13 protein-coding genes, 1 rRNA gene and 1 pseudogene are annotated in these 15,690 nt (G+C 73.8%); 12 read left to right on the top strand and 3 right to left on the bottom strand.

Features of this window, described 5'->3' with window-relative positions; all coding sequences use genetic code 11:
- The 3 genes and pseudogenes from rrf to AC07AW_RS23360 form a co-directional block, all read left to right on the top strand.
- A 5S ribosomal RNA gene (gene rrf, locus AC07AW_RS23370) occupies window positions 1-92 on the top strand; the annotation flags it as partial.
- 530 nt (window positions 93-622) lie between these two features.
- Window positions 623-1,507, top strand: a pseudogene (locus tag AC07AW_RS23365) (hypothetical protein); the annotation flags it as partial.
- Between the two features lie 15 nt (window positions 1,508-1,522).
- Complete coding sequence (locus AC07AW_RS23360) at window positions 1,523-2,314, top strand: tetratricopeptide repeat protein (RefSeq protein ID WP_478817399.1); 792 nt, start codon at window positions 1,523-1,525, stop codon at window positions 2,312-2,314.
- A gap of 62 nt (window positions 2,315-2,376) precedes the next feature.
- Here AC07AW_RS23360 and AC07AW_RS23355 read toward each other — a convergent pair whose 3' ends face one another.
- Window positions 2,377-3,672, bottom strand: coding sequence for a DUF1015 domain-containing protein (locus AC07AW_RS23355; RefSeq protein ID WP_478817382.1), 1,296 nt, complete (start codon window positions 3,670-3,672; stop codon window positions 2,377-2,379).
- A 78-nt stretch (window positions 3,673-3,750) separates the two neighbouring features.
- On the opposite strand from AC07AW_RS23355, the gene AC07AW_RS23350 reads away from it, so the two are divergent.
- Entirely contained in the window at window positions 3,751-4,830 is a 1,080-nt protein-coding gene (locus tag AC07AW_RS23350) for an HAD hydrolase-like protein (RefSeq protein WP_478817381.1), read from the top strand.
- 109 nt (window positions 4,831-4,939) lie between these two features.
- Complete coding sequence (locus tag AC07AW_RS23345; protein ID WP_478817380.1) at window positions 4,940-5,806, top strand: ABC transporter ATP-binding protein; 867 nt, start codon at window positions 4,940-4,942, stop codon at window positions 5,804-5,806.
- Window positions 5,807-5,884: 78 nt separating this feature from the next.
- Here AC07AW_RS23345 and AC07AW_RS23340 read toward each other — a convergent pair whose 3' ends face one another.
- Window positions 5,885-6,232 (bottom strand): SCP2 sterol-binding domain-containing protein, encoded by a 348-nt coding sequence (locus tag AC07AW_RS23340; RefSeq protein ID WP_478817379.1) that lies wholly within the window; start codon window positions 6,230-6,232, stop codon window positions 5,885-5,887.
- A gap of 42 nt (window positions 6,233-6,274) precedes the next feature.
- Here AC07AW_RS23340 and AC07AW_RS23335 point away from each other — a divergent pair, with 42 nt between their 5' ends.
- The 6 genes from AC07AW_RS23335 (at window position 6,275) to AC07AW_RS23310 (ending at window position 12,099) form a co-directional block, all read left to right on the top strand.
- The gene (locus AC07AW_RS23335; protein ID WP_478817378.1) at window positions 6,275-6,538 is read left to right on the top strand and encodes a hypothetical protein; all 264 of its coding nucleotides are present in this window, start codon (window positions 6,275-6,277) and stop codon (window positions 6,536-6,538) included.
- 7 nt (window positions 6,539-6,545) lie between these two features.
- A complete protein-coding gene (locus AC07AW_RS23330; protein ID WP_478817377.1) occupies window positions 6,546-7,361 on the top strand; it encodes a TlyA family RNA methyltransferase in 816 nt (271 codons plus the stop codon).
- Window positions 7,358-8,281, top strand: coding sequence for an NAD kinase (locus AC07AW_RS23325; protein WP_478817376.1), 924 nt, complete (start codon window positions 7,358-7,360; stop codon window positions 8,279-8,281). The genes AC07AW_RS23330 and AC07AW_RS23325 overlap by 4 nt, the downstream gene beginning before the upstream one ends.
- 81 nt (window positions 8,282-8,362) lie before the next feature.
- A complete protein-coding gene (gene recN / locus AC07AW_RS23320; RefSeq protein WP_478817375.1) occupies window positions 8,363-10,105 on the top strand; it encodes a DNA repair protein RecN in 1,743 nt (580 codons plus the stop codon).
- Window positions 10,102-10,857 carry a hypothetical protein gene (locus AC07AW_RS23315; RefSeq protein WP_478817374.1) on the top strand — a complete coding sequence of 252 codons (756 nt, stop codon included), beginning with the start codon at window positions 10,102-10,104 and terminating at the stop codon, window positions 10,855-10,857. The genes recN and AC07AW_RS23315 overlap by 4 nt, the downstream gene beginning before the upstream one ends.
- Before the next feature lie 159 nt (window positions 10,858-11,016).
- Entirely contained in the window at window positions 11,017-12,099 is a 1,083-nt protein-coding gene (locus AC07AW_RS23310; RefSeq protein WP_478817373.1) for a glycosyltransferase family 4 protein, read from the top strand.
- A gap of 290 nt (window positions 12,100-12,389) precedes the next feature.
- On the opposite strand, the gene AC07AW_RS23305 is transcribed toward AC07AW_RS23310, so the two are convergent.
- Complete coding sequence (locus tag AC07AW_RS23305) at window positions 12,390-14,012, bottom strand: PucR family transcriptional regulator (RefSeq protein WP_478817372.1); 1,623 nt, start codon at window positions 14,010-14,012, stop codon at window positions 12,390-12,392.
- A gap of 161 nt (window positions 14,013-14,173) precedes the next feature.
- On the opposite strand from AC07AW_RS23305, the gene AC07AW_RS23300 reads away from it, so the two are divergent.
- The gene (locus tag AC07AW_RS23300) at window positions 14,174-15,688 is read left to right on the top strand and encodes an APC family permease (protein ID WP_478817371.1); all 1,515 of its coding nucleotides are present in this window, start codon (window positions 14,174-14,176) and stop codon (window positions 15,686-15,688) included.
- The last annotated feature ends 2 nt before the right edge of the window (window positions 15,689-15,690 follow it).

The raw sequence follows: 15,690 nt of genomic DNA, 5'->3' as shown, positions 1-15,690 counted from the left end.
CGCCCGGTTACATTCCGAACCCGGAAGCTAAGCCTTTCAGCGCCGATGGTACTGCAGGGGGGACCCTGTGGGAGAGTAGGACGCCGCCGAACAATTCTTCAGGACCCCTGGTCCCAGCGTTCACGCTGGGACCAGGGGTCCTTTTGTTTTTTGCTTGACTTTTCCGATGCGCGGCTGAGTGCCGGCTGCGCGAGAATGACTGCAGTACCCGAAGACAGGAGTCACACCGATGTCCACCAACTCTCCCGACGACCGTCCGGAGCGCGAGCCGCGTCGCAGGGACGGTGCCGGTGGCGACCGGGGCGGCTTCCGTGGGCCGCGCCGTGACGACAACCGTGGCGGTGGTGGCTTCCGTCGCGATGACCGCGGTGGCGACAACCGCGGTGGCGGCTACCGTCGCGATGACCGCGGTGGTGACAACCGCGGTGGTGACAACCGCGGTGGTGACAGCCGCGGTGGTGACAGCCGCGGCGGTGACAACCGTGGCGGTGGTTACCGTCGCGATGACCGTGGTGGTGACAACCGTGGCGGTGGCTTCCGCCGTGACGACCGTGGTGGTGACAACCGCGGTGGCGGTTTCCGTCGCGACGACCGGCGTGACGAGCGTCCTTCGTCGTTCCGTCGGGACGACCGTCCCTCCTACGGGCAGCGTGACGACCGCCGTGACGACAACCGCGGCGGCGGCTTCCGCCGCGATGACCGCGGTGGTGACAGCCGTGGTGGTGGTTTCCGCCGTGACGACCGCGGTGGGGACAACCGCGGTGGCGGCTTCCGCCGTGACGACCGGCGTGACGAGCGTCCTTCGTCGTTCCGTCGGGACGACCGTCCCTCCTACGGGCAGCGTGACGACCGCCGTGACGACAGCCGTGGTGGCGGGTTCCGCCGTGACGACCGTCGGGACGAGCGCCCCTCGTCGTTCCGTCGGGATGACCGCCCCTCGTACCCCTCGCGTGACGACAACCGTGGCGGCGGCGGCTTCCGCCGTGACGACCGGGGTGGCGACAACCGCGGCGGCGGTGGCTTCCGTCGCGATGACCGCGGTGGTGACAGCCGTGGTGGCGGCTTCCGCCGTGACGACCGCGGTGGTGACAACCGTGGTGGCGGCTTCCGCCGTGACGACCGCGGTGGTGACAACCGCGGTGGCGGCTTCCGTCGCGACGACCGTCGCGACGACCGTCGGGACGAGCGTCCTTCGTCGTTCCGTCGGGATGACCGCCCCTCGTACCCCTCGCGTGACGACAACCGTGCCGGCGGCGGTTTCCGCCGTGACGACCGGCGTGACGAGCGCCCCTCGTCGTTCCGTCGGGACGACAGCCGTGGCGGCGGGTTCCGCCGTGACGACCGGGGCGGCGACAGCCGTGGCGGTGGCTTCCGTCGCGACGACCGCGGGGGCGACCGCGGTGGGTTCCGTGGCCGTGACGACCGGGGCGGCGACCGCGGCGGCTACCGCGGTCGTGACGACCGGGGCGGCTTCGGGCGTCGGGACGACCGGGATCGTGGCGACCGCGCTCCCATCAAGCGTCTGCCGATCCCGCCGGAGGTCACCGGTGAGGAGATCGACCCGGATGTGCGCCAGGAGCTGATGAGCCTGCCCAAGGGGCTCGCCGAGGACGTCTCGCGCAACCTCGTCATGGTCGCCCAGCTCATCGACGAGGACCCGGAGAAGGCGTACGGGTACTCCCGTGTCGCCCTGCGGCTCGCCTCCCGTGTCGCGGCCGTCCGCGAGGCCGCCGGCTTCGCCGCGTACGCCACGCAGAAGTACTCCGAGGCGCTTGCCGAGTTCCGTGCCGCGCGCCGGATGAGCGGCGGTGTCGAGCTGTGGCCCGTCATGGCCGACTGCGAGCGCGGCCTCGGCCGGCCCGAGCGGGCCCTCGCCATGGCCGGTGAGCCCGAGGTGCAGAAGCTGGACAAGGCCGGGCAGGTCGAGATGCGGCTCGTCGCCGCCGGCGCCCGCCGGGACCTGGGGCAGCTCGACGCGGCCATCGTGACGCTGCAGAGCCCCGAGCTCGCCTCCAGCGCCGTGCACCCGTGGACCGCGCGCCTGCGGTACGCGTACGCCGACGCGCTGCTTGCCGCCGGCCGTGAGCGCGAGGCCCGTGAGTGGTTCGCCAAGGCCCTGGAGGCCGACAAGGACGGCGCCACGGACGCCTCCGACCGCCTCGCCGAGATGGACGGCGTCGAGTTCGTCGACGCGTTCGACGAGACCGAGGACGAGGCTGAGGAGTCGGACGAGTCGGGTGTCGTCGACGTCGAGCTCGACCTCGACGAGGACGATGAGGACGACGAGGACGACCGGGACGGCGACAAGGGCTGATCCCGGCCGGTAGTGAGAAGGGCGGCACCCGTCGGGTGCCGCCCTTCTTCGTTTTCGTACGCTCAGTCCAGCGCCAGGCTTCTCAGGACCAGGCCCGTCGCCGGCTTCGGGCCGAACGACGTCGACTTGCGGGGCATCGTGACGCCCTGGCGGGCGAGGTCGCGGACGACCTCCTCCCGTACCGGGTGCATGAGGACCGCCGTACCGCCCCGGCGTTCCGCCTGGGCGACCGCCGCCTCCGTGTCGTGGATGTAGGCGATGTCCTCGGGGGCGTCCGGGATGTGCCAGACGTTCTCCAGGAGGGTGGAGTGCAGGACCGTCGCGTCCAGGGTCCGCCAGGCCTGGGGGCGGTCCGTGCGGATCGTGCGGTCCAGGAGGGCGGGGTCCGGGCGGTCCAGGAGGTGGAAGGCGCCGTCGCCCGCGAGGAGGAACGCGTTGCCCTCGGCCGTGGCCGCCTCCAGGGCCTCCAGGGCCACCGGCAGCGGCCGGTCGATGCGGCGCACCCGGAAGGAGTCGCCGAGGGCCGTGAGGGCGTCGGCGACCGGCAGGCGGTTGAGGAGACGGTGGATGGCGCGGACCCGCAGCGGGTAGCGGGCGGTGTCGATGAGGAGAACCAGGCCGTAGTTCCAGGGGCCGGGTGCCGCGTGCTCCTCGCGGAGGCGCAGGTACGTCGCCCAGCGGTGGTGGCCGTCGGCGATGAGGGCCTGGTGGCCGGCCAGTTCGCCGGCGATCGTGGCGAGTTCGGCGGGATCCGTGACCGACCAGAGGCGGTGCTGGAAGCCGTCCTCCGTGGTGGTGGAGAGCAGCGGTTCGCGCCGGACGGTGCGCTCGATGACGGCGTCGGCGCCGCCCTCTTCCGCTCCGACGTAGGTGAGGAGCAGGGGCTCCAGGTTGGCGGCCGTGGTCCGCATGAGCGCGGCGCGGTCCTCGACGACGTGCGGCATGACGTCCTCGTGGGGGAGGACGATGCCCTCGTCCGGGGTGGAGAGCTCCAGGGCGCCGATGATGCCGCGCTGGAGGATGCCGTCGCCGTGCTGCTCGTACACGTAGAGCGCGGGCTCCGGGTCCGGGGCGAGGACGCCGTCCGCGAGCCAGCGGTCGAGGGTGACGGCGGCCTTGCGATGGCGCGTGCCGGCGGTGATCGCCTGCGGGAGGATCAGCCGGACGATGTTGTGCGGATCCGCGGACTCCAGATGGAGCAGTCCGTCAGGTCGTACGACGACGTCGTAGGGAGGGGACGTCACGGCGGCCAGGCTGCCGACCCGCTCGGGGACATAGCGGAGTCCGCGGAACGGGGCCAGGCGCAGGCCTGTGGCGTCGTCGCGGACGTCGTCGGCCGCGTGACCTGAGGTGTTCATCCTGTCATCGTATGTGGGCGGGCATGAGCGATGATCGGAAGAGTGGGGGAATTCACCCGGTGATCTGAGGAGTGTGCGGTGACGGTGCGGAACGGCCAGGGACGGCGTGAAGGCGGCAGGAAGCACCCCGGCGGCAGCGCGGTCGCGCTGAGCGAGGCGTACGACACGGCGCTCCTGGACCTGGACGGTGTCGTGTACTTCGCGGGCGGGGCGGCGATCCCGTACGCGATGGAGGCGCTGGGAGCGGCGCGGGCCGGTGGGATGCACCTGGCGTACGTCACCAACAACGCGCTGCGGACGCCCGGTGAGGTGGCGGAGCACCTGACGGAGCTCGGGGTGCCGGCGGAGGCCGGGGACGTGATCACCTCGGCGCAGGCGGTGGCCCGGCTGATCGCGGACGAGGTGCCGGCGGGGTCCCGGGTGCTCGTCATCGGCGGCGAGGGGCTGCGGGTGGCGCTGCGCGAGCGGGGGCTCGTACCGGTGGAGTCGGCCGACGACGACCCGGTGGCGGTCGTGCAGGGGTACGGCGGGCCGGGGATGCCGTGGGCGCGGTTCGCGGAGGCGGCCTACGCGGTGGGGCGGGGGGTGCCGTGGTACGCCTCGAACACGGACCTGACGATTCCCGGGACGCGGGGGATCGGGCCGGGGAACGGGGCGGCCGTGGAGGTCGTACGGATCGCCACCGGGCACCGGGTGGAGCCGAAGGTCGCGGGGAAGCCGCTGCCGCCGATGCACCGGGAGACGGTGCTGCGGACGGGGGCGGAGCGGCCGCTGGTGGTGGGGGACCGGCTGGACACGGACATCGAGGGCGCGTTCAACGGCGGGGTCGACTCGCTGCTCGTGCTGACCGGGGTGACGGACGTGGCGCAGCTGCTCGCGGCCGTGCCCGAGCACCGGCCCACGTATGTGGCGGCCGATCTGCGGGGGCTGCTCGTGGGGCAGCCCGAGGTCGTCGCCGACGGGGACGGGGGCTTCGTGTGCGGGGAGTGGCGGGCCTCCGTGAACGGCGGTGAGCTCGTCCTCGACGGCACGCCGGGCGACGGGGCGGACGTGCTGGACGCCGTGCGGGCGCTGTGCGGGGCGGCCTGGTCGGAGGCGGACCGGCCGGGCGGCGGGGTGCCGGACGCGGAGAAGGCGCTGGCGCTGCTCGGGGTGTGAGATCCCGGCACCCGGGGCAGAGTGTGAAGTTGGGTAGGCTAACCTAACTTCGCGTGGGTCGTGGTCGTCACCGCCGGCATGACCACGGACGAGAAGCGGGAGTGCGGGTATGGACGGTCGGCAGCAGCAGCGCCTGAGCGCGGAATCGGTCACCCTGGCGTACGAGCAGCGGGTCATCGCCCGCGAGCTGTCCGTCGCGATCCCCGACAACTCGTTCACCGTCATCGTCGGGCCCAACGCCTGCGGCAAGTCGACCCTTCTCCGCGCCCTCTCCCGGATGCTGAAGCCCAGTGAGGGCCGCGTCCTGCTCGACGGGCAGTCGATCCACGCGATGCCCGCCAAGAAGGTCGCCAAGACCCTCGGGCTGCTGCCCCAGACCTCCGTGGCCCCCGACGGCATCACCGTCGCCGACCTCGTCGCGCGCGGCCGCTACCCGCACCAGGGGCTGCTGCGCCAGTGGTCCCCGGAGGACGAGCGGATCGTCCGGGAGTCGATGGAGTCGACCGGTGTCGCCGAGCTCGCCGGGCGGTACGTGGACGAGCTCTCGGGCGGGCAGCGCCAGCGCGTCTGGATCGCGATGGCGCTCGCCCAGCAGACGCCGCTGCTGCTGCTCGACGAGCCCACCACGTACCTCGACATCCAGCACCAGATCGACGTCCTCGACCTGTGCGCCGAGCTGCACGAGACCCAGGGGCGGACGCTCGTCGCCGTCCTCCACGACCTGAACCACGCGGCCCGGTACGCGACCCATCTCATCGCCGTCCGCGACGGCGAGGTCGTCGCCGAGGGCCCGCCGTCGGAGATCGTGACCGCCGAGCTGGTCGAGCGGGTCTTCGGGCTGCGCTGCCAGGTCATCGACGACCCCGAGACGGGGACGCCGCTGGTCGTACCGGCGGGGCGGAAGGAGCGGGGCCGGGCGGCCGTGCCGGCGCAGGCCGAGGAGCCCGCCGGGCAGGAGCCCGCGCTGCAGAAGTGAGGGCCCGCGCCGCTTCTGGAGTGACCGCAGCCGCAGGAGGTCGCGCTGCAGGGGTGGCCGCAGCCGCAGGAGGTCGCGCTACAGGAGCGACCGCAGTTTCAGGAGGTCGCGGAAGCCGGCCTCCAGTCTGACCCGGCCCGCGGTCCAGGCCTTCGCGAAGTTCAGCTCGCCGGCCACCATCGCCACCAGGTCGTCGCCGGTCATCGCCAGCCGGATCTGCGCCTTCGCCGGCGGCGGGCCGTCCACCGTCCCGTCGACCCGGATCCGGCCGTCCGCGAGACGGCCCGTGAACGTCGTGTCGAGGTCCGTGATGTGGCAGCTCAGGCTGCGGTCGAGCGCGGCCGCACCGCGCACGCCCTCGTCCGCCCGCGCGAGATTGTCCGAAAGTCTGTCCAGTGCGCCGCGGCACTCCGTGATCGTCGCCATCGCCGTCGACGGTACCCCAGGGCTTCGCGGTAGCGTCGGGGCATGAGCGACACCACCCCCGAAGCCCCGCAGGAGCAGGACCCTGCCGAGACGTACGAGCCCGCCGGGCCCGCGCCGCTCGGTGTCGCCCCGGAGCTCACCGGCCATCCCGCCGTCGACGCCGGCCTCGCGCGTCTCGCCGAGGTGGACCACCTCCCGGCGGACGGACACCTGGAGGTGTACGAGGATGTACACCGTGGACTGCGCGCCGAGCTGACCTCGCTCGACACGCACCCCGCCCCCCGTCCGTACGACAACAGGAGCTGAACCGAACGTGGCAGGAGTGGCACGCCGCCGTCTCGACGCCGAGCTGGTCCGGCGCAAGCTCGCGCGCTCGCGCGAGCACGCCAGCCAGCTGATCGCCGCGGGCCGGGTGACCGTCGGCAAGACCGTCGCCACCAAGCCCGCCACCCAGGTCGAGACCGCCGCGGCCATCGTCGTCGTCCAGGACGACTCCGATCCCGACTACGTCTCGCGCGGCGGCCACAAGCTCGCCGGGGCCTTCGCCGCCTTCGTCCCCCAGGGGCTGAAGGTCGAGGGCCGGCGGGCCCTGGACGCCGGAGCCTCCACCGGCGGCTTCACCGATGTCCTGCTGCGCGCGGGCGCCGCCCATGTCGTCGCCGTCGACGTCGGCTACGGACAGCTCGCCTGGTCGCTGCAGAGCGACGAGCGCGTCACCGTGAAGGACCGCACGAACGTACGCGAGTTGACGCTCGATGCCATCGACGGAGTCCCGGTCGACCTCGTCGTCGGCGACCTCTCCTTCATCCCGCTCGGTCTCGTCCTGCCCGCCCTCGCCGCCTGCACGGCACCCGGCGCCGACCTCGTCCTCATGGTCAAGCCGCAGTTCGAGGTGGGCAAGGAGCGGCTCGGCACGGGCGGGGTCGTACGGTCCACCGAACTCCGCGCGGACGCCGTGAAGAACGTGGCCCGGCAGGCCGGCGAGCTCGGCCTCGGCGTCCTGGGCGTCACCGCGAGCCCGCTGCCCGGCCCCTCCGGCAACGTCGAGTACTTTCTGTGGCTGCGGGCAGGCGCGCCCGCGCTGGATCCGGCGGACGTCGACCGCGCCGTGGCGGAGGGACCTCGTTGAGCTCAACAGCAGCAGCACCATCGGGAACAACACGCACCGTCTTCCTGCTCGCGCACACCGGCCGGCCGGCCGCCGTGCGCAGCGCCGAACTGGTCGTCCTGGGGCTGCTGCGCAGCGGCATCGGCGTCCGCGTCCTGGAGGCCGAAGCGGCGGACCTGCCGCTGCCGCCGTCCGTCGAGAAGGTGCCGGAGGCCTGCTCCGACGCGCTCGACGGCTGTGAACTCCTCGTCGTCCTCGGCGGCGACGGCACCCTGCTGCGGGGCGCCGAGTTCTCCCGCGCCTCCGGCGTGCCCATGCTCGGCGTCAACCTGGGGCGCGTCGGCTTCCTCGCGGAGGCCGAGCGCGACGACCTCGACAAGGTCGTCGACCGGGTCGTCACCAAGGCGTACGAGGTCGAGGAGCGGATGACCCTCGACGTCACCGTGTACGAGAACGGCGACGTCCTGTACCGCGACTGGGCGCTCAACGAGGCCGCCGTGCAGAAGGTCTCGCCCGAGCGGATGCTGGAGGTCGTCCTCGCGATCGACGGGCGCCCGGTGACCGGCTTCGGCTGCGACGGGGTGATCTGCGCGACACCCACCGGCTCCACCGCGTACGCCTTCTCGGCGGGCGGCCCGGTCGTCTGGCCCGAGGTCGAGGCGCTGCTCATGGTCCCGATCGGGGCCCACGCCCTGTTCGCCAAGCCGCTGATCACCACCCCCCAGTCGGTGCTCGCCGTCGAGGTCGAGCCGCACACCCCGCACGGGGTGCTGTGGTGCGACGGGCGGCGGACCGTGGAACTCCCGGCGGGCGCGCGCGTCGAGGTGCGGCGGGGCGCCGTGCCCGTGCGGCTCGCCCGGCTGCACCACGCCTCCTTCACCGACCGGCTCGTCGCCAAGTTCGCCCTGCCCGTCTCGGGGTGGCGCGGCGCACCGCACTGATCCCCGGCCCGCTCCGTAACGAGTGGTGCTCCCGGGGGTTACGCACGGGGGCGATGTCGCATCCGACCCGGGAAACCTCGTATGGTCTGGGGCGTGCTGGAGGAGATGCGGATACGGTCGCTCGGGGTCATCGACGACGCGGTGGTCGAGCTGTCACCCGGCTTCACCGCGGTGACGGGTGAGACCGGTGCGGGCAAGACCATGGTCGTGACCAGCCTGGGGCTGCTGCTCGGCGGACGTGCCGACCCGGCCCTGGTGCGGATCGGCGCGGCGTCGGCCGTCGTCGAGGGACGGATCAGCGTGCCCGCGGGCGCGCCCGCGGCCCTACGCGCCGAGGAGGCAGGTGCCGAGCTCGACGAGGGCGTGCTCCTCGTCAGCCGTACCGTCTCGGCCGAGGGACGCTCCCGCGCCCACCTCGGCGGGCGCTCCGTGCCCGTCGGGCTGCTCGCCGAACTCGCCGACGAGCTCGTCGCCGTCCACGGCCAGACCGACCAGCAGGGCCTGCTCAAGCCCGCCCGGCAGCGCGGCGCGCTCGACCGGTACGCGGGCGAGGCCGTCTCCGTGCCGCTCGCCGCCTACGGCGAGGCGTACCGGCGGCTGCGCGCCGTCACCGCCGAGCTGGACGAGATCACCACCCGGGCCAGGGAACGCGCCCAGGAGGCCGATCTGCTGCGCTTCGGGCTCGGCGAGATCGAGGCCGTCGCCCCGCTGCCCGGGGAGGACGCCGAACTGGCCGCCGAGGCGGAGCGGCTCGGGCACGCCGAGGCCCTCGCCTCCGCCGCCGCGCTCGCGCACGGCGCGCTCGCGGGCAACCCCGAGGACCCCGAGGCCGTCGACGCGACCACCCTGGTCGCGGGTGCGGGCCGGGCCCTGGAGGCCGTACGGTCGCACGATCCGGCGCTCGCCGGGCTCGCCGACCGGATGGGCGAGATCTCCATCCTGCTGTCGGACGTGGCGCAGGAACTGGCCGGATACGCCGACGACCTGGACGCCGACCCGCTGCGGCTCGCCGCCGTCGAGGAGCGGCGGGCGGCCCTCACCCAGCTCACCAGGAAGTACGGCGCGGACATCGCCGCCGTCCTCGCCTGGGCGGAGGAGAGCGCCGGGCGGCTCGGTGAGCTCGACGGCGACGACGACCGGATCGAGGAGCTCACCGCCGAGCGGGACCGGCTCCGCGACGAGCTCTCGGTGCTCGCGCAGGCGCTGACCGACGCGCGCACGGAGACGGCCGCGCGGTTCGCCGACGCGGTCACCGCCGAGCTCGCCTCGCTGGCCATGCCGCACGCGCGCGTGTCCTTCGCCATCGCGCAGACCGAGGACGAGGAGGGCGTGGAGGTCGGCGGCCGCCGGGTCGCCTACGGCCCGTCCGGGGCCGACGAGGTGGAGCTGCTGCTCGCCCCGCACCCCGGCGCCCCGCCCCGGCCGATCGCCAAGGGCGCGTCCGGCGGTGAGCTGTCCCGCGTGATGCTGGCCGTGGAGGTCGTCTTCGCCGGGGTCGACCCGGTGCCGACGTACCTCTTCGACGAGGTCGACGCGGGTGTCGGCGGCAAGGCGGCCGTCGAGATCGGCCGCCGGCTCGCCAAGCTCGCCAAGTCCGCGCAGGTCGTCGTCGTCACCCACCTCCCGCAGGTCGCGGCCTTCGCCGACCGGCAGCTGCTCGTCGAGAAGACCAACGACGGCTCCGTGACCCGCTCCGGCGTCACCGTCCTGGAGGGCGAGGAGCGCGTCCGGGAGCTGTCCCGGATGCTCGCCGGCCAGGAGGACTCCGAGACGGCCAGGGCCCACGCGGAGGAGCTGCTCGCCACGGCCCGGGCGGACGCGTGACCCGGGCCCCCGGGCGGACCGGCGCCGGGCGCGCCGGTCTCGGGCGGATCGGGACCTTCGCCGCGGCCTTCGGCGCGACCCGGCTCGCGTACGGGCAGCTGCGGCGGCGGCCGCCGGGGAATCCGAAGAGCTGGGACCGGACCAACTACGCGGAACGGCCGGTCTCCCTGCTGGCCGGTCCGGCCGTCGCCCTCGGCTCGGCCGCCGCCGTGCTGCCCGTCGCGCCCGCCGCCTCCCTCGCCGTCGCCGCGGCCGCCGTGTGCGGGCGGTACGACGACCTGCGGGGCGACCACCGACGCGGGTTCCGCGCGCATCTGGGGGCGCTTCGGGGCGGTGAGGTGACCAGCGGGGCCGTGAAGTTGTTCGGGATCGGTGCCGCCTCGCTCGTCGCCGGGGCCCTCCTCAAGGAGAAGCCCCTCGACAAGGTTCTCGCCGGCGTCGTCATCGCCGGCACCGCGCACCTGGTGAACCTCGTGGACGTACGGCCCGGGCGCGCGAGCCTGCTCGTGCTCGGGCTCGGCGCGCCGGGGCTGCTGCGGGGGTCGCTCGCCGCCGCGCCGATGGGGGCCGCGGCGGCGCTCCTCGGCGAGGACCTCGGCGAGGAGACCATGCTCGGCGACCTGGGCGCGCACGCGCTCGGCGCCGCTCTCGGCAGTGCCATCGTGGGTTCCAACGGGCGGCTCGGGCTCGCCGCGCACGCGGGCGGTCTGGTCGCCGCCGCGGTGTGGGGGGAGCGGGCGGCTTCCGCCTGAGGGTGCCGGGGGCGTGGGCCGCGTGCTTACGCGCTCACCCTTGTGGGTGAACCCGTGGGGTGCGTGCCCGCCCCGTACTCCTTCCGCGCAGGGGAACGACGCCACTTCGGTGCCGGAACGTGCGTACGGTCCGGGGCACGGGCTGGCATCCTTGGGCGCGTGACACAGCTCCGTACGGTCCAAGTGCTGGGCGGCGGCGGCGCGGGCAGCAGCGCGCACGTCCGATCACTTGCCTCGGGGCTGGTGGCGAGGGGCGTGCGGGTGACCGTGTGCGCCCCGGCCGAACTCGACCACGCATACGACTACCTGGGCGTCGGCGCGCACTTCGTGCCGCTGCCGCGGCTCGGCGACCCCGCGACCATCACCGCGCTCCGCAACGCCTGCATCGGCGCCGACGTGGTCCACGCACACGGCCTCCAGGCCTCCGTACGGGCCGCGCTCGCGCTCGCCGGCGGCGGCGGGCGGGCCCCACTCGTGACCACCTGGCACAGCCGGAACCACGTCGACGGGGCGCGGGGCGGGGTGCTGCGGCTCCTCGAACGGAAGACCGCGCGCGCCGCGACCGTCGTCCTCGGCACCTCCTCCGAACTCGTCGACCGGGCCCGGCGGCGCGGGGCCAGGGACGCCCGCCTCGCCCCCGTCACCGTGCCCGCCGCGCGCGGGCCCGTCTGCCTCCACGACGGCAAGGCCCGCGCCGAACTCGGCGCCGTCGACCGGCCCCTGCTCATGGCCGTGGGGGCGCTCCAACGCGGCCGGGGGTACCGGACGCTGCTCGACGCGGCGCGGTTGTGGCGGGGGCTCGATCCGGAACCGCTGCTCGTGATCGCGGGGGAGGGACCCGAACGGGCCTTCCTGCAACGGCGGATCGTCGAGGAACGGCTCGCCGTGCGACTCATCGGGCGGCGGGACGACGTCGCCGAGCTGCTCGCGGCCGCCGACGTCGCCGTGCTGCCCTCGCGGTGGGAGGCCCGCTCCCTGCTCGCGCAGGAGGCGCTCCGGCTCGGGGTGCCGCTCGTCGCGACGGCCGTCGGCGGCGTACCGGAACTCGTCGGGGACGCGGCGGAACTGGTGCCGTACGGGGACGCGGGGGCCCTGGCGGGGGCGGTACGGGGGCTGTTGGAGGACGCGGACCGACGGATGGACCTGGCGGCGGCGGGGCGGGTGCAGGCGGGGTCCTGGCCGACGGAGGACGAGACGATCGCGCATGTGCTGTCGGTGTACGACGAGTTGTCGGGGCGGTGACGTCCGTTTCCGTTGTGGGCCGCGCCCCACTCCCCTGTGGGCAATCGTCCCGCTGGGGCGGGACGGGTGGGCACACGGGACGGCGCCCTCAGCGGCGCCTCCGCCTTCCGAGCCTGGACCCGCACGACAAGCGACGGTGCACACGGGGTGCGGGTCAGGGCGCGGAAGCCTCTGGCGCCGGCAGGGCGCGGGTCCGTTGTGCCCACCCTCCCCCAAGCTCTCGGCTTCGCTCGAGCAGGGGGGACCCCCATCGCCCCGGCGGAACGATTGCCCACAACGGGGTGGGGCGCCTACGGCGTGTGGCGGCGGGCTCTGAGGGCCAGGGAGAGGGCCAGGACCGTCTGGGGGTCGTCCAGGTCCGTGCCCAGGAGTTCGGAGATGCGGGCCAGGCGGTTGTAGAGGGTCTGGCGGTTGAGGTGCAGCTCGCGCGCCGTCTCCGCCTTGCGGCCCGCGTGCGCCAGGTACGTCTCCAGCGTGGGGAGCAGCGGGGGGCGGGACGTCTTGTCGTGGTCCCGCAGCGGGCCGATCGCCCGGTCCACGAAGGCCGCCAGGTCCGGGTGGTCGCGCAGGCGCCAGAGGAGCAGGTCGATGTCCAGGCGTCGGGCGTCGTACCAGGGCAGGTCCGAGAGGCCCTGCGCCGCCGTCGCCGTCTCCGCCGCGTGCCGCAGGCCCGCCGACGCCGCCGCCCAGCCGCCCGCCACGCCGACCACGACGACCGGCGGGTGCACCCCGGCGCGTTCCAGGCCCGCCCGCTCCACGCCCGCCCGGAGCGCCGCCGCCACCCGGTCCGCGACCGCCGTGCGTTCCGTCTCCGAGCGCAGGCCCAGGAGCAGCGGGACGCGGCCCTCCACCGGGCGGACGCCCAGGAGGGCCGGGACGCCCACCGAGGACAGTTCCTCCAGGACCGCCCGGGCCAGCAGGGCCCAGTTGCCCGAGGGGGAGAGTTCCGAGGCCAGGCGCATCACCACCGGGAGCAGGGGGCCGTCGCCCGGCTTGAAGCCCAGGACCCTCGCCTGCGCCGGCGCGTCCTCCGCCGAGATGCGGCCCTCCGCCAGGTCCGTCAGGAAGTCGCCCCGGCCGCGCGCCGCCAGCTCCTCCTCCTGGCGGGCCTGCATGAGGACGACCGCGAGGAGCCCCGCCGCCCGCTCGGCCGCCATCCGGTGGACGGGGGAGAGGGCGCCGGAGACCGCGAGGAGGACCAGGCGGGCCCGCACCGAGCCCGTACCGGGGCCGCCGCCGGGGACGTCGACGAGGACCGTGCCGGTGGGCGGGCCGGACTCGCGGGCCGCCCGCTGGCCGCGCAGCCCGTCCCACACCTGGAGCGGGTCGGCCGGCGCGGACTCGGTGCCCGCCGCGTACAGCAGCTGCCCGTCGGCGGTCTCCAGGAAGACCGGGTTGGCGGCGAAGTCGGAGAGGATGCGGAGGACCTGCGGCACCCCGCCGCCGCCGAGCAGCGCCTCCGTGCACTGCCGGTGGACCTCCTCGGCCTGCCGCTGGAGGGCGTAGTGGCCGTTGACGATCTCGGTGTGGATCTCCTCCGTGACGGCGACGAAGGGGACCTCGCGGTGGAGCTGGACGAGGGGGAGACCGGCTGCCCTGGCTGTTTCCACTATCGTCGCCGGGAGGCGGGCGAAGCGCGGGCCCAGTTCGACGACGAGCGCCGCGATGCCCCGGTCGGCGAGCCGGCGGACGAAGGCCCGCTGCTCGGCCGGGCGGGTGCCCAGGCCGAGGCCTGTCGTGAGGAGCAGTTCGCCGCCCTTGAGCAGCGACGCGATGTTCGGCACCTCGCCCGCGTGCACCCAGCGCACCGTGCGGTGCAGCCGGTCCGCGCCGGCCACCACCTCCGGGAGCCCGCCGCGCAGTCCGGGGAGTTCGAGCGCCCGCTGCACGGTGATCCCGCCCTGATTGTCCATGGGGCCGGACGCTACCCGCGTCCGTGTTCCGGCGACATCACCTGACGGTTACGGGACCGGACAGTTCGTACACCAGGGCGACAACTCGTCGCCCCGTGGCGGGAATTGTGCGACCGCATGTCGATTGTGGCCTACGTCACTCGCGAGGATCCTCTCGGCCCATGGCAGAGAATCCCACCCCAGAGGTCCACCGGCTCAAGGCGAACTCGGTCGGACTCGTCGGCGTCGTCTTCATGGCCGTCGCCACCGCCGCCCCGATCACGGCGATGACCGGAAACCTCCCCATCGCCGTCGGCTTCGGCAACGGCACCGGCGCCCCCGCCGGATATCTCTTCGCGACGCTCGTCCTGACCGTCTTCTCGGTCGGCTACGTCGCCATGGCCAAGCGGATCACCGCCGCCGGCGCCTTCTACGGCTACATCTCGCACGGCCTGGGCCGGATCGCCGGCATGGCCTCCGGCATGCTCGCCGTCCTCGCGTACATCGTCTTCGAGGCGTCGATCGTCGGCGTCTTCGCCTACTTCGCCAAGACGACCGTCGCCGACCAGCTCGGCGTCGACATCCCGTGGATCCTGTACGCGGCGGTCATGCTGGCCGTCACCGCCGTCCTGTCGTACTTCGACATCAACCTGACCGCCAAGGCGCTGGGCGTGATGCTGGTCGCGGAGATCGCCGTCCTCTTCGCGGTCGCCACCGCCGTCCTGATCGCCGGCGGCGGCCCCGACGGCATCCCCGTCGAGCCGATCAACCCGAAGAACGCCTTCACCGGCACTTCCGCGGGACTCGGCCTCTTCTTCGCCTTCTGGTCCTGGGTCGGCTTCGAGTCGACCGCGATGTACGGCGAGGAGTCCCGCGACCCCAAGCGGGTCATCCCCAAGGCCACCCTGATCTCCGTCATCGGCGTCGGCCTCTTCTACATCTACGTCTCGTGGATGACGATCGCCGGGAACGGCCTCGCCGGCTCCGTGAAGCTGTCCGCGTCCGCGAGCCCCCTCGACCTGTTCTTCGCGCCCACCCAGACCTTCATCGGCGCCTGGGCCGTCGACGCCTTCCAGTGGCTGCTGCTCACCGGCTCCTTCGCCTGCGGCATGGCCTTCCACCAGTGCGCCTCGCGCTACCTCTACGCCATCGGCCGGGAGGGCTTCCTCCACCCGGCGCTCGGCCGGACGCACGCGAAGCACGGCTCGCCGTACATCGCCTCGTACGTGCAGAGCGCGATCGCCGTCGCCCTCGTCGCCGCCTTCTGGCTCACCGGCCAGGACCCCTACATCCACCTCTACACGCTGCTCGCGATCCTCGGCACGATGGCGATCCTCATCGTCCAGACCCTCTGCTCCTTCGCCGTCATCGGCTACTTCCGCAAGAACCACCCCGAGGACCGGCACTGGTTCAGGACCCTCACGGCCCCGCTCCTCGGCGGTGTCGGCATGATCGCCGTCGTCGTCCTGCTGGTCATGAACATGGAGACAGCGGCCGGTCTCGCCGCCGACTCCCTCTTCTTCAAGGCCATCCCCTGGATCGTCGGCGTCGTCTTCTTCGGCGGCCTCGGCCTCGGCTTCTACCTCAAGGCCAAGCGGCCCGAGCGCTACGAGATCATCGGCCGGATCGTCCTGGAGGACGCCACCGAGCGCACCGACGAGGAAGCCGCCGTCCCCGCCTCCGTACCCCAGAGCTGAAC

Source organism: Streptomyces sp. NPDC044003, from assembly GCF_056435185.1.
Note: the sequence above shows the minus strand (reverse complement) of the source record. Positions and strands in the feature narration are given on the sequence as shown.

Coding starts and splice junctions, on each gene's coding strand:
- recN (WP_478817375.1), top strand. CDS start 8,363: ATGGTCTGGGGCGTGCTGGAGGAGATGCGGATACGGTCGCTCGGGGTC.
- AC07AW_RS23340 (WP_478817379.1), bottom strand. CDS start 6,232: ATGGCGACGATCACGGAGTGCCGCGGCGCACTGGACAGACTTTCGGAC.
- AC07AW_RS23300 (WP_478817371.1), top strand. CDS start 14,174: ATGGCAGAGAATCCCACCCCAGAGGTCCACCGGCTCAAGGCGAACTCG.
- AC07AW_RS23355 (WP_478817382.1), bottom strand. CDS start 3,672: ATGAACACCTCAGGTCACGCGGCCGACGACGTCCGCGACGACGCCACA.
- AC07AW_RS23335 (WP_478817378.1), top strand. CDS start 6,275: ATGAGCGACACCACCCCCGAAGCCCCGCAGGAGCAGGACCCTGCCGAG.
- AC07AW_RS23305 (WP_478817372.1), bottom strand. CDS start 14,012: ATGGACAATCAGGGCGGGATCACCGTGCAGCGGGCGCTCGAACTCCCC.
- AC07AW_RS23345 (WP_478817380.1), top strand. CDS start 4,940: ATGGACGGTCGGCAGCAGCAGCGCCTGAGCGCGGAATCGGTCACCCTG.